Annotated in this window: 12 protein-coding genes and 1 pseudogene; 4 read left to right on the forward strand and 9 right to left on the reverse strand. The window is 74.2% G+C overall.

Annotated elements, in window-relative coordinates; all coding sequences use genetic code 11:
- The 4 genes from ACFWEK_RS10915 to ACFWEK_RS10930 form a co-directional block, all read right to left on the reverse strand.
- Positions 1–387 (reverse strand): GTPase (locus ACFWEK_RS10915; RefSeq protein ID WP_430554061.1); only part of this gene is annotated, 387 nt, incomplete at its 3' end.
- A gap of 92 nt (positions 388–479) precedes the next feature.
- Positions 480–1,172 (reverse strand): (d)CMP kinase, encoded by a 693-nt coding sequence (gene cmk, locus ACFWEK_RS10920; RefSeq protein WP_430545587.1) that lies wholly within the window; start codon positions 1,170–1,172, stop codon positions 480–482.
- A gap of 104 nt (positions 1,173–1,276) precedes the next feature.
- A complete protein-coding gene (locus ACFWEK_RS10925) occupies positions 1,277–2,146 on the reverse strand; it encodes a pseudouridine synthase (protein ID WP_430554062.1) in 870 nt (289 codons plus the stop codon).
- 80 nt (positions 2,147–2,226) lie between these two features.
- Complete coding sequence (locus tag ACFWEK_RS10930) at positions 2,227–2,847, reverse strand: TetR/AcrR family transcriptional regulator (protein WP_430554063.1); 621 nt, start codon at positions 2,845–2,847, stop codon at positions 2,227–2,229.
- Positions 2,848–2,979: 132 nt separating this feature from the next.
- On the opposite strand from ACFWEK_RS10930, the gene ACFWEK_RS10935 reads away from it, so the two are divergent.
- Positions 2,980–3,402, forward strand: a complete 423-nt coding sequence (locus ACFWEK_RS10935; RefSeq protein WP_430545590.1) for an organic hydroperoxide resistance protein — start codon at positions 2,980–2,982, stop codon at positions 3,400–3,402.
- A gap of 2 nt (positions 3,403–3,404) precedes the next feature.
- Here the strand turns inward: ACFWEK_RS10935 and ACFWEK_RS10940 are convergent, their stop codons facing one another.
- From ACFWEK_RS10940 to ACFWEK_RS10960, 5 genes are all read right to left on the reverse strand, one after another.
- Positions 3,405–4,094, reverse strand: a complete 690-nt coding sequence (locus ACFWEK_RS10940; protein WP_430545591.1) for an SMC-Scp complex subunit ScpB — start codon at positions 4,092–4,094, stop codon at positions 3,405–3,407.
- Positions 4,091–5,062 carry a segregation and condensation protein A gene (locus tag ACFWEK_RS10945; protein ID WP_430554067.1) on the reverse strand — a complete coding sequence of 324 codons (972 nt, stop codon included), beginning with the start codon at positions 5,060–5,062 and terminating at the stop codon, positions 4,091–4,093. The genes ACFWEK_RS10940 and ACFWEK_RS10945 overlap by 4 nt, the downstream gene beginning before the upstream one ends.
- Positions 5,055–6,020, reverse strand: a complete 966-nt coding sequence (locus ACFWEK_RS10950; protein ID WP_430545592.1) for a ParA family protein — start codon at positions 6,018–6,020, stop codon at positions 5,055–5,057. The genes ACFWEK_RS10945 and ACFWEK_RS10950 overlap by 8 nt, the downstream gene beginning before the upstream one ends.
- Positions 6,021–6,127: 107 nt before the next feature.
- Positions 6,128–7,126 carry a site-specific tyrosine recombinase XerD gene (locus ACFWEK_RS10955; RefSeq protein ID WP_430554064.1) on the reverse strand — a complete coding sequence of 333 codons (999 nt, stop codon included), beginning with the start codon at positions 7,124–7,126 and terminating at the stop codon, positions 6,128–6,130.
- A gap of 56 nt (positions 7,127–7,182) precedes the next feature.
- Positions 7,183–8,034, reverse strand: coding sequence for a heme o synthase (locus ACFWEK_RS10960; protein ID WP_430545617.1), 852 nt, complete (start codon positions 8,032–8,034; stop codon positions 7,183–7,185).
- Positions 8,035–8,626: 592 nt separating this feature from the next.
- Between ACFWEK_RS10960 and tkt the strand changes: the two genes are divergently transcribed.
- The 3 genes and pseudogenes from tkt to ACFWEK_RS10975 form a co-directional block, all read left to right on the forward strand.
- Positions 8,627–10,762: a transketolase gene (tkt, locus tag ACFWEK_RS10965; RefSeq protein WP_430554065.1), complete on the forward strand. Its 2,136-nt coding sequence runs from the start codon at positions 8,627–8,629 to the stop codon at positions 10,760–10,762.
- A 100-nt stretch (positions 10,763–10,862) separates the two neighbouring features.
- The gene (gene tal / locus ACFWEK_RS10970; RefSeq protein WP_430554066.1) at positions 10,863–11,981 is read left to right on the forward strand and encodes a transaldolase; all 1,119 of its coding nucleotides are present in this window, start codon (positions 10,863–10,865) and stop codon (positions 11,979–11,981) included.
- Between the two features lie 78 nt (positions 11,982–12,059).
- Positions 12,060–12,785 (forward strand): annotated as a pseudogene (locus tag ACFWEK_RS10975) (glucose-6-phosphate dehydrogenase); the annotation flags it as partial.
- Positions 12,786–12,800 lie beyond the last annotated feature (15 nt).

Raw genomic sequence — 12,800 nt, forward strand, 5'->3', positions numbered from 1 at the left:
GGAGGTCATCGCCCCGGCCCGCCAGACGACGGGCGTGGCACCGCTGCCCGGGGTGCGGTTGACGAGCGTCGACTTGCCGACGTTCGGGCGGCCGACGACGGCGAGCACCGGCAGCGGCGCCTCGCCGGGGCCGAATCCCTCCTCGTCCCACTCGGCGTCCAGCAGCGCGCGGTCGGCCTCGTCGAGCTCGAAGTCCTCCAGGCCGGCGCGCAGCGCGCGCTCTCGCGCCTCGTCGTCGCCGTCGGTCTCGAGGACCTCCGCCACGGCGTCACGGCCCTCGGTCTCCGCATGGTCCGCGGGCGCCGCGGCGACGCCGGGCGCAGGCGGGGCGGTGGGCTCGTCGGTGGGCTCGGCAGCGGGCACGGAGCCGTCGGCGGGAGTGGTCATGCGCACCATTCTCCCAGGCCGAGCGGCCTGTCACGAACGAGACCCGCGTCACCGGGTCCGGGCGGTGCCGCGCGCCGGCGTCGGGTGACGGGTCAGGCGGTGACCTGCGCGACGACCGCGAGGACGGCGTCGACCGTCTGGTCGAAGTCGAGGTCGGACGAGTCGACGGTGACGACGCCGTCGGCGGCGACCTGGAACTGGCTGACGGTGGAGTCGTCGCGGTCGCGGCGCAGCACCTGGTCGCGCGTCGCCTCGACGGCCGACTCGTCGGCCGCGCCGTGCACCTCGAGCGAGCGGCGGCGCAGTCGGGCCTCCTCGCTCGCGGTGAGCAGCACGCGGGCGTCCGCGTCGGGGGCGACGACGGTCGTGATGTCGCGGCCCTCGGCGACGACGCCCTTGCCGCCCGAGAAACCGCCCGGCGCGCTCTCGGTCTCGATCACGGCACGCTGCCGGCGCCGGAGCTCGGCGCGCACGTCGAGGTTGGTGGCCACCTGCGAGACGGCCGTGGAGACCTCGGTGGTGCGGATCGCCGCGGCGACGTCGCGACCGTCCAGGCGGACGGCCGGGGCGGCCGGGTCCACCCCCATCTCGAGCGGCATGGCGCGCACGGCGTCGGCCACCGCCGCCTGGTCGGCGAGGTCGGTGCCGCCGTCGACGCACCACAGCGTCGCGGCCCGGTACATCGCGCCGGTGTCGAGGTAGGCGAGCCCCAGCCGGGCCGCCACCGCCTTGGAGACGCTGGACTTGCCGGACCCGGAGGGACCGTCGACGGCGATGACGACCACGTGTGCTCACCTTCTGTTGTCGCGCGGGGGCCGCGCGGGACTGCGGGACTACGGGACTACGGGACTACGAGGACTGCGGGGACTCCTGGAGGGGGTGCGTCGAGTCACATGTCGACGTCGCGCATCAGGGTGCCGAGCTCGGTGCGCCCGAGCACCCGCGAGCGCCCGACCCGCAGGTCGCCCAGCACGATCGGGCCGATACGGGTGCGGACGAGGCGCGTCACCGGGAACCCGACGGCGTCGAGCATGCGGCGCACGATCCGGTTGCGGCCCTCGTGCAGCACCACTTCGAGCATGGTCTCGCCGGGCACGGAGTCCACCACACGCACCTTGTCGGCGCTGGCGAGGCCGTCCTCGAGCTCGACGCCGTCGGTGAGCTGCTTGGCGTGGCGGGGGTAGAACTCGCCGCCCGTCACGGTGACGAGGTACGTCTTGCGGATCTCGTACCGCGGGTGCGCGAGCCGGTTCGCGAGCTCGCCGTCGTTCGTGAGGAGCAGCAGGCCCTCGCTGTCGGCGTCGAGCCGGCCGACGTGGAACAGCCGCTCCGGCCGGTCCCTGACCAGGTCGGCGAGCGTGGGGCGGCCCTCGGGGTCGCTCATCGTGGAGACCACGCCGAGCGGCTTGTTCAGCGCGAGGGTGATCTTCGAGGTGTCGAGCTGCACGCGCATGCCGTCGACGTGCACGACGGCCTTCGCCGGGTCGACGCGCACCCCGAGCTCGGTGACCAGGACGCCGTCGACCTCGACGTGCCCCTCGGCGATGAGCTCCTCGCACTTGCGGCGCGAGCCGAGGCCCGCCTGGGCGAGCACCTTCTGCAACCGGACGCCGTCCGCGACGTGCACGTCGCGGTCCGGCTCGCCGGAGCGCGGCGCCGCACGGCGGGGCGGGGCCTGGCGCGGGCGCTGCGTGCGCCGTGCGGCGGGACCCTGGGGGCGGCTGGTGCGGCGGCTCCCGCCGCGGCGTTCGGTGCTCATGGTGCCCGATTCTCTCAGGTCGGGCCGGTCCTGCTCGACGACGCCGCACCACGCCCTGCGCCGGTGCGCCGGCACGGCCCTCAGGCGCCGGCCGCGGCCCCGCGGTGGGCGGCGAGCACCGCCGCGAACGCCGAGGCGAGGCGGGGTGCGACCGCGCGGGCGTCGTCCACGTCGCCGCACACCATGGCCCCGTCGCGCAGCATCATCAGCTCGGCCGCCACCGCCTGCGGATCGTCGGCGCCCGCGTCCCGCGCGACGCCGGCGAAGAAGCCCGCGTACCGGGCGCGATGATCGGCGACGATCCGGCGCACCGGGTGCGCCGCGTCCGCGTACTCGGCCCCGGCGTTCACGAAGGCGCAGCCGCGGAACTGCGCGCTGCCGGCCACGGCACCCAGGGCCTCGGCGAGGGCGGCGAGGGCGGCCGCCGGGTCGCCGGCGTGGTCCCGCCGGAGCCGTTCGAGCAGCGCGCGCTCCTCGTCCGCGATCGCCTGGAGGTAGGCGACGGCGAGGTCGTCCTTCGTCGGGAAGTGGCGGTAGAACGTGACCTTGGACACGCCCGCCGCGGCGATGACCTTGTCGGCGCTCACGGCGCGGACGCCGTCGGCGTAGAACAACCGGCTCCCCTCCTCGAGGATCCGCTCACGCACCCGCCCGCGCCCCGGCGACCGCTCCGGGGGCGTGGCAGCCGTCCTGGTTCCCATCGCACCAACCTCTCACGTCGAGACCTGCCCCGGGGGTCGCGGCGCGATCCGGGGTGCTTGCGACGACGGGCGTCACGTGGTCTAGTAGACGAACTAGTAACTCTACTAGGTTTCCGATCCAGGAGGACCAGCATGAGCGCGCTCTACACGGCGGTCGCGACCGCCACCGGAGACGGACGGGACGGCCGGTCGCGGTCCGACGACGGACTTCTCGACGTCGACCTCGCGATCCCCAAGGAGATGGGCGGCGCGGGGGGCGCCACGAACCCCGAACAGCTCTTCGCCGCGGGGTACGCCGCCTGCTTCCACTCCGCGCTGAAGCTCGTCGCGCGGCGGGAGAAGGCCACCGTGAGCGACTCCGCCGTCGTGGCCGAGGTCTCGCTGCACCCGACGCCCGAGGGCGGCTTCGGGCTGGCGGTCGCGCTGCACGCCGAGCTCGGCGGCGTCGACCAGGCGACCGCCGACGCGCTCGTCGCCGCCGCGCACCAGGTGTGCCCGTACTCGAACGCCACCCGGGGCAACGTCGAGGTCACGGTCGACGCGACGGTCGCCTGACCTCAGGCGTCGGGCCCGTCCTCCGCCAGCCCGCGACGGAGGGCCGAGGACGGGTCCAGGGCGATCGCCTCGGCGACGTCCGGCAGGTGCGGCGCCAGGGGCGGCAGCTCCTCGAGCGACGACCAGCCCATCCGGTCGAGGAACTCACCCGTCGTGCCGAACAGCACGGCGCCCGTCATCGGGTCCTGGCCCGTCTCGGCGATCAGGCCGCGGGCCAGCAGGGTCCGCACCACGCCGTCGACGCTCACGCCGCGCACCGCCGAGACCTGCCCGCGGGTGACGGGCTGGCGGTACGCGATGACGGCGAGCGTCTCCAGGGCCGCCTGGCTGAGGCGGGACGACTGGCCCTCGAGCACGAAGGCGCCGACGACGTCGGCCTGGGCGCGCGCCGAGTAGACGCGCCACCCCTCCGCGCCCTCGCGCAGCTCGAAGCCGCGCGGGCGCCCGCCCGTCTCCCCGCGGTACTCCGCGGCCAGCTCCTCGAGCACCTCCGCGACCTCCGGCACGGGCCGCGCGACGCCGGCCGCGAGCCGCTCGACCGCCACGGGCGACTCCGCGACCATGAGCACCGCCTCCAGCGCGGCCGCCAGCCCGCCCGGCAGGTCGTCGACGTCGACGTCGACCACCGGCTCGGGCGCGGCCGCCGATTCCGGCCCGACGGCCTCCGCCTGCTCGTCCGCCTGCTGCGTCATGCCACGACCTCCGTCACGCCGGCGACACCCGCGGCGGGCCCCCCGGTCCCCTCGTCCTGCTCGGGCGTCCCGTCGAACTCCTCGAAGCCCGCCGCGAGCTCGCCGTCGTCCTCCTCGTCCGAGCCGTGGTCGCCGTCGTCGTCCGCCGTCCACCGGACGGTCAGCTCGCCGAGCGCGGTGGCCTGCTCGAACGCCACCCGGCCGGAGCGGAACAGCTCCAGCAGGGCGAGGAACCTCGCGACGGCCACGAGCCGCTCCTCCCCCGCGACGAGCGCCCGGAAGGTCGCGACGTGCTCGCGCCGCAGCCGGCGCGCCACCACGCCCGCCTGCTCCCGCACGCTCACGGTGGAGGCGTGCAGGTGGTCGAGCCCGACGACGGGTGGGGGCTTGGGCTCCAGGGCCCTGGCCGCCAGCTCGGCGAGACGCGCGCCGTCGAGGGTCCACACCAGCTCCGGCAGCAGCGCCGTGAGGTGCGGCTCGAGCGGTACAGAACGCGGCACGCGGCGCCCCTCGGTCTCCAGCCGCTCGGCGAGGAGGCCGGAGACCTCCTTGTACGCGCGGTACTGCAGCAGCCGGGCGAACAGCAGGTCGCGGGCCTCGAGGAGCTCCAGGTCCTCGGCGTCCTCCTCGACGACGCCCGGCAGCAGCCGCGCGGCCTTGAGGTCCAGCAGGGTGGCCGCGACGACGAGGAACTCGCTCGCCGTCCCGAGGTCCCACGACGGGTGCTCCTCGCCGCGGGCGGTCGCCTCGCGGGACGCGGTCTCGGCCTCGCGGATGTGCGCGACGAACTCGTCCGTCACGGCCGCGAGCGCCACCTCGGTGACGTCGAGCTCGTGCTTGGCGATCAGCGACAGCAGCAGGTCGAACGGGCCGGTGAAGTTGTCGAGGTGGACCTCGAACCCCGGCCGGGCGGCGGAGCCGTCGACGGCGTCGACCGCCTCCCCCTGCTCCGGGGCGACGTCAGGCAGCGTCACCACGGGCGACGAGCTCCCGAGCGAGCTGCCGGTACGCGGCCGCGCCGGCGTGGGTCGGCGCGTAGTTGGTGATCGGCTCGGCCGCCACGGACGCGTCCGGGAACTTCACCGTGCGCCCGATGACCGTGTGCAGCAGCGTGTCCCCGAACGCCTCGTGCACGCGCGCCACGACCTCGCGGGAGTGCAGGGTGCGCGAGTCGTACATCGTCGGGAGGATGCCGTCGATCTCCAGGGCCGGGTTGAGCCGGTCGCGCACCTTCTCGATCGTCTCCACGAGCAGCGCCACGCCGCGCAGGGCGAAGAACTCGCACTCCAGCGGGATGAGCACCCCGTGCGCGGCGGTGAGGGCGTTGACCGTGAGCAGGCCGAGCGACGGCTGGCAGTCCACGAGGATCACGTCGTAGTCGTCGAGGGCCGGTCGCAGCGCGCGGGCGAGGACCGACTCACGGGCCACCTCGCCGACGAGCTGGACCTCCGCGGCCGACAGGTCGATGTTCGCGGGGAGCACGTCCATGCCCTCGATGTTCGTGGACTGCAGCACGTCGGTGAAGCTGACGTCGCGCTCCATGAGCAGGTTGTAGACGCTGAGGTCGAGGTCGTGCGGGCTGACGCCCACCCCCACCGAGGCCGCGCCCTGCGGGTCGAAGTCCACGAGCAGGACGCGGCGGCCGTACTCGGCCAGCGCGGCGCCCAGGTTGATCGTCGTGGTGGTCTTGCCGACCCCGCCCTTCTGGTTGCACATCGCGACGATGCGCGCGGGCCCGTGGGACGCCAGCGGCGCAGGGTCGCGGAAGTCGGGCAGCGGCCGCCCGACGACGTCGGTACGCGGCTCCTCGAGCCCGCCGGCCGGACTGCCCGCGGGGCTGGTCGCGGTGGCCGCGGCCGGTGAGGCGTCGCTCGTGGTCGTCTGCGTCATGGTGTCGCTCCCGAGTCCCTCGCTCACCTGCGTCACGCTACCTCAGGGCCTCCCGGGGTCCGGGCGGCACGCCGGGCGCGCCGCCCTTCCGGGAGCCCCGCCGCACCGAGCCGCATCGAGCACGCCGGAGTCACGACGGACGTTCAGCCGAGGGCGCGGGGGTGCGCCGCGGCGTACACCTCGCGCAGCGCGTCGCGCGTCACCATCGTGTAGATCTGCGTGGTCGTCACCGAGGCGTGCCCCAGCAGCTCCTGGACCACGCGGACGTCGGCGCCGCCGGCGAGCAGGTGGGTGGCGAACGAGTGCCGCAGCGTGTGCGGCGACACGTGCTGCGTCAGGCCGGCGCGCTCCGCCGCGGCCTGCAGCACGGACCAGGCGCTCTGCCGCGACAGGCGCGCGCCGCGGGTGTTGAGGAACAGCGCGGGCGTGCCGCGGCCGGCCGACGCGAGGGGTGCCCTGGCACGCACCAGGTACGCCTCCAGCGCGGTCCGCGCGTACGAGCCGACGGGCACCACGCGCTCCTTGTCCCCCTTGCCGCGCAGCCGGACGGACCCTGCGCGCGGCACGCCGTCCTGCCCGCCGTCGTGCCCGCCGCCGTCGAGCAGCCCGTCGACGTCGTCGACGTCGAGGCCGACCACCTCGCTGATGCGTCCGCCGGTGGAGTACAGCAGCTCGAGCAGGGCGCGGTCGCGCAGCGGCACCGGGCCGTCCCCGGCGCCGGCCGCGTCGAGCAGGCGGGCGACCTCGTCGACCGACAGCGCGTGCGGCAGCCGGCGCAGCGCGCTCGGGGCGTGCACCTGGGAGGCGGGGTCGGCGCTCGTCGTGCCCTCGGCGTGCGCGAACCGGTGCCAGCCGCGCACCGCGGCCAGCGCGCGGGCCGTGGACGACGGCGACAGCGGCGCGCCACCGTCCGATCCCTGCCGGACCACCACGACGTACTCCTCGACGTCCCGCTCGCCGACGTCGTCGAGACCGGACCGCCCCGTCGTGCGCAGGTGGCGCGCGTAGCGGCCCAGGTCCCGGCGGTAGGCCGCGACGGTGTTGGCCGACAGCCCGCGCTCGACGCCGAGGTGCGCCAGGTAGTCCTGCAGCGCGGCCGCCAGCGCGGGCGGGAGGGACGGGGCGGACGAGAGGTCGGGCACCCGGACATCATGCCCCGAGGCGGCGACGGCCACGGCTGCCCGGGCCCCCGGAAGGGTCAGAAGGGCAGGAAGACGTCGACCGCGACGGCGATGAACAGCACCGTGAGGTACGTGATCGAGCCGTGGAAGACCTTCATCGCGCCGAGCTTGCCCCGCTCGGGGTGCCCCGCGCGGCGCAGCATCGCGATCACGAGCCAGAGGAACCAGCCGCCCGAGGCGACCGCGACGGCCGTGTAGAACCACGACATCCCGGCGAGCGGGACCAGCGCGAGGGAGCAGGCGATCATCGCGGCGGTGTGCGCGACCATCTCGACCGCCACGCGGCGGTCCGTGGCCACGACCGGCAGCATCGGGACGCCGGCGTTCGCGTAGTCCTTCTTGAACTTCACCGACAGCGGCCAGTAGTGCGGCGGGGTCCAGAAGAAGATCACGCCGAAGAGCGCCACGGCGGCCCAGCTCAGCGACTCGGTCACCGCGGCCCAGCCGATGAACACGGGCATGCAGCCGGCGATCCCGCCCCACACGATGTTCTGCGGCGTGCGGCGCTTGAGGATCATCGTGTAGCCGACCACGTAGATCGCGATGGCCGCGAAGGTCAGCCACGCCGCCGGGACGTTGACCAGCAGGGCGAACCACAGCAGCGACACGACGCCGAGCACCGTGGCGAACACCAGGGCCGCCCGGGGCGTGATCTCCCCCGTGGCCAGCGGGCGCCGCTTGGTGCGGTTCATCACCTGGTCGATGTCGCGATCCAGGTAGCAGTTGAAGACGTTCGCGGACGCGGCGGCCAGCGTGCCGCCCACGAGCGTCTTGACCACGAGCCACAGCGAGGGCAGGCCGCCCTGCGCGAGGATCATCGTAGGCAGCGTCGTGACGAGCAGCAGCTCGATGATGCGCGGCTTCGTCAGCGCGACGTACGCCCCGAGGCGGTCCCTCCAGCCGGTGCCCGGCGCCCCGTTCGCGCCCCCGCCCTGCTCCGCGTCCGCTCCGCGGCGGTCCGCCCGGTCCGCATCGGCACGCTCCCGCTCGGCGCGCGCGGCCGCGCGGGTCGGCGCCTGGGGGTGGGACGTCGTGGTGCTCGTGGTGCTCACGCGCGTGCTTGTCCGTTCTCGGCTGGGGGTCCGGGGAGCTCGGGCGACGTGGGACGGTCGCCGCCTCATCGTACGCCGAGGTCAGCGTCGCGGCGGCCCGGGCGACGGCCTCCCGGCTGTGAGAAATGCCCGCGCGGACGTCATCTCCCCGGACATCCTCCGGCGCGCGCGGCGCCCGGCTCACCTGGTGGGACGAACCGTGCCGGGACGGGCGTGCCGGGAATGCTCGGCGCTAGGGTGGTGCTGCACAACGGTGAACAGCGGGCCGCCCACCCCGGTCGGCCCCTCGACGCCGTGCCCCCGCCGTCGCCTCGAGGACCCCGTGCGGCGTCCGACGCGACGGCGCCCCGTACCGGCAGAGCAGCAGCAATCACCCGGGGCTCGCTCCGGGCAGGAAAGAGGCACATCTGTGAACGCGTTCGACCCCGTCGTCGCCCCGCTCGAGTGGAGCTCGCTCGACGACCGCGCGGTGAAGACCATCAAGGCGCTGGCGGCCGACGCCGTCGAGAAGGTCGGTAACGGCCACCCCGGCACGGCGATCTCCCTCGCCCCCGCCGCGTACCTGCTGTTCGGCAAGACGATGCGGCACGACCCGTCCGACCCCCACTGGGTCGGTCGTGACCGGTTCGTCCTCTCCGCGGGCCACTCCTCGCTCACGCTGTACCTGCAGCTGTTCCTCTCCGGCTACGGCATGGAGCTGGACGACCTCGAGGCGCTGCGCACCTGGGGCTCGCAGACCCCCGGCCACCCCGAGTACCGCCACACCCCCGGCGTCGAGATCACGACCGGCCCGCTCGGCCAGGGCCTCGCGTCCGCGGTCGGCATGGCGTTCGCGGCCCGCCGCGAACGGGGCCTGCTCGACCCCGACGCCGCGCCCGGCGAGTCGCCGTTCGACCACCACGTGTACGTCATCGCCTCCGACGGCGACCTGCAGGAGGGCGTGACGTCCGAGGCGTCGTCGCTCGCCGGCACGCAGAAGCTCGGCAACCTCGTGGTGATCTGGGACGACAACAAGATCTCCATCGAGGACGACACCGACATCGCGTTCACCGAGGACACCCTCGCGCGCTACGCCGCGTACGGCTGGCACACCCAGCGGGTGGACTGGACGCAGGGCGGCACGGGCTACGCCGAGGACGTCGACGCGCTCGCCGCGGCCATCGCGGCCGCGAAGGCGGAGACCGACCGCCCGTCGTTCATCGCGCTGCGCACCATCATCGGCTGGCCGTCGCCCACCAAGCAGAACACGGGCGGCATCCACGGCTCCGCGATGGGCGCCGACGAGGTCGCCGGCCTCAAGGTCGCCCTCGGCCTCGACCCCGAGGCGACCTTCGCCGTCGACGACGAGGTCCTCTCCTACACCCGCGCCGTCGCCGAGCGGCAGGCCGACCAGCGCGCCGCGTGGGACCGGTCGTACGACGCGTGGCGCACGGCCGCCCCGGAGCGCGCCGCCCTGCTGGACCGCCTCGTGGCCCACGAGCTGCCGGCCGGCTGGACCGACGAGCTGCCCGTCTTCGAGGCCTCCGAGAAGGGCGTCGCGACGCGCGCCGCGTCCGGCAAGGTCCTCACCGCCCTCAAGGACGTGCTGCCCGAGCTGTGGGGCGGCTCCGCCGACCTCGCCGGCTCGAACAACACCACGATGGACGGCGAGCCGTCGTTCATCCCCGTCGAGCACGCGACCAAGAAGTTCCCGGGCAACCCCTACGGGCGGACCCTGCACTTCGGCATCCGCGAGCACGGCATGGGGGCGATCCTCAACGGCATCGTGCTGCACGGCCTCACCCGTCCGTACGGCGGCACGTTCCTCCAGTTCGCCGACTACATGCGGGCCTCGGTCCGCCTCGCGGCCCTCATGGAGATCCCGACGACGTTCGTGTGGACGCACGACTCGATCGGCCTCGGCGAGGACGGCCCGACGCACCAGCCGGTCGAGCACCTCGCGGCGCTGCGGGCCATCCCCGGCCTCGACGTCGTGCGCCCCGCCGACGCGAACGAGACGGCCTGGGCCTGGCGCGGCATCCTCGAGAACACGGCCAACCCCGCCGGCATCGTGCTCACGCGCCAGAACGTCCCGACGTTCCCGCGCGGCACCGACGGCTTCGCCGGCGCCGAGGGCACGCTCAAGGGCGGCTACACGCTGGTCGACGCCACGAACGACGAGACCGGCACGCCGGACGTCGTCCTCGTCGGCACCGGCTCCGAGGTGCAGCTCGCCGTGCAGGCCCGCGAGCAGCTCGCCGCCGAGGGCATCGCCGCCCGCGTCGTGTCGATGCCGAGCCGTGAGTGGTTCGACAAGCAGGACGCCGCGTACCGCGAGTCCGTGCTGCCGCCCGCGGTGAAGGCCCGCGTGTCCGTCGAGGCGGGCGTCGCGCAGGGCTGGCGCGAGGTGGTCGGCGACGCCGGCCGCAGCGTCTCGCTCGAGCACTACGGCGCGTCGGCCGACTACCAGACGCTGTACCGGGAGTTCGGCATCACGGCGGAGGCCGTCGCGGCCGCCGCGCGCGAGTCGCTCGCCGCCGTGCGCGGCGCTGGCGACGCCGCCTGAGCGCTCGTAGATTCCCAGGGTGGGGCGTCGCCCCGCGGCGCCCCACCCGGCCCCTGTCGAGACTTCCCGCGCAGGGGCTTCCGACCTGGAAGGACGTCCGATGACGCAGAGCACCGTCCCCGCACCGATCACCGACCTGACCGGCGCCGGGGTGTCCATCTGGCTCGACGACCTGTCGCGGGAGCGCCTGCGCAGCGGCAACCTGGCGGCCCTCGTGGCCGAGCGGGGCGTCGTCGGCGTGACGACGAACCCGACGATCTTCGCCAAGGCGCTGTCCAGCGGCGACGCCTACGACGCCCAGCTGACCGAGCTCGCCGGCTCGGACGTGGACGCCGCGGTCGAGACCATCACGACCGACGACGTGCGCGCCGCCGCGGACCTGCTGCGCCCGGTCTACGACGCCACCGACGGCGTGGACGGCCGCGTGTCGATCGAGGTCGACCCCCGCCTGGCGTACGACGCCGACAAGACGGTGGTCGTGGCGGAGCGGCTGTGGCGCACCGTCGACCGCCCGAACGTCTTCATCAAGATCCCGGCGACCGTCCCCGGCCTGGACGCGATCTCCCGGACCCTCGCGCAGGGCATCAGCGTCAACGTCACCCTGATCTTCTCGATCGAGCGCTACCGCTCCGTGATGGAGGCGTTCGCGATCGGCCTCGAGCAGGCCCGCGCCGACGGCATCGACCTCGGCCCGATCGGGTCGGTGGCCTCGTTCTTCGTCTCCCGGGTCGACTCCTCGGTGGACGCCGCCCTGGAGAAGATCGGGACGCCCGAGGCGCTCGACCTGCGCGGGCAGGCCGCCGTCGCCAACGCCCGCCTCGCGTTCGAGGCCTACGAGCAGTTCGTCGGCACGGACCAGTGGCGCTCGCTCGCGGCCTCCGGCGCGCACCCCCAGCGGCCGCTGTGGGCGTCCACCGGCGTGAAGAACCCGGAGTACTCGGACACCCTGTACGTCTCCGAGCTGGTCACGGACGGCGTCGTGAACACGATGCCCGAGCCGACCCTGCAGGCGTTCGCCGACCACGGCGTCGTCACGGGCGACACCGTCCGCGGCACCGCGGGCGCGGCGCGTCGCACGATCGAGACCATCGAGTCGCTGGGCGTCTCCCTCGTCGAGGTCACCGACCACCTCGAGACGGACGGCGTCCGCAAGTTCGAGGACTCCTGGACCGAGCTCCTGGACACCGCGTCCGCCGGGCTGAAGGCCCAGGGCGCCTGAGCACTCCCCCGGGGGCGCCACGGCGCCCCCGGGTCCGCACCACCTCCCGCCCGCACGACGAAGAACGGTGCCCACCTCGTGAGACCGGCCAAGATCACCGCCGAGCACAACCCCCTGCGCGACCCCCTCGACCTGCGGCTCCCCCGCATCGCCGGCCCCAGCGGCCTGGTGATCTTCGGGGTCACCGGCGACCTGTCCCGCAAGAAGCTCATGCCCGCCGTCTACGACCTGGCGAACCGCGGCCTGCTGCCGCCCGGCTTCGCGCTGACGGGCTTCGCCCGCCGCGACTGGGAGGACGAGGACTTCGCCCAGGTCGTGCACGACGCGGTCAAGGAGCACGCCCGCACGCCGTTCCGCGAGGCCACCTGGCGCCAGCTCGCCGAGGGTATCCGCTTCGTGCAGGGGTCGTTCGACGACGACGAGGCGTTCGAGCGCCTGCGCCAGACCGTCGAGCAGCTCGACGCCGAGCGCGGCACCGGCGGCAACCACGCGTTCTACCTGTCGGTGCCGCCCAGCGCGTTCCCGATCGTCTGCCGGCAGCTGTCCGAGTCGGGGCTCTCCAAGTCGTCCCCGGACGCGTGGCGCCGCGTCGTCATCGAGAAGCCGTTCGGCCACGACCTCGAGAGCGCGCGCGAGCTCGACGCCGTCGTCTCCCAGGTCTTCGACCCGGAGTCGGTCTTCCGCATCGACCACTACCTCGGCAAGGAGACGGTCCAGAACATTCTGGCGCTCCGCTTCGCCAACCAGATGTTCGAGCCGATCTGGAACCGCAGTTACGTCGACCATGTGCAGATCACGATGGCCTAGGACATCGGCATC

It is taken from the genome of Isoptericola sp. NPDC060257, assembly GCF_042726645.1.
Classification (GTDB): domain Bacteria; phylum Actinomycetota; class Actinomycetes; order Actinomycetales; family Cellulomonadaceae; genus Isoptericola; species Isoptericola nanjingensis.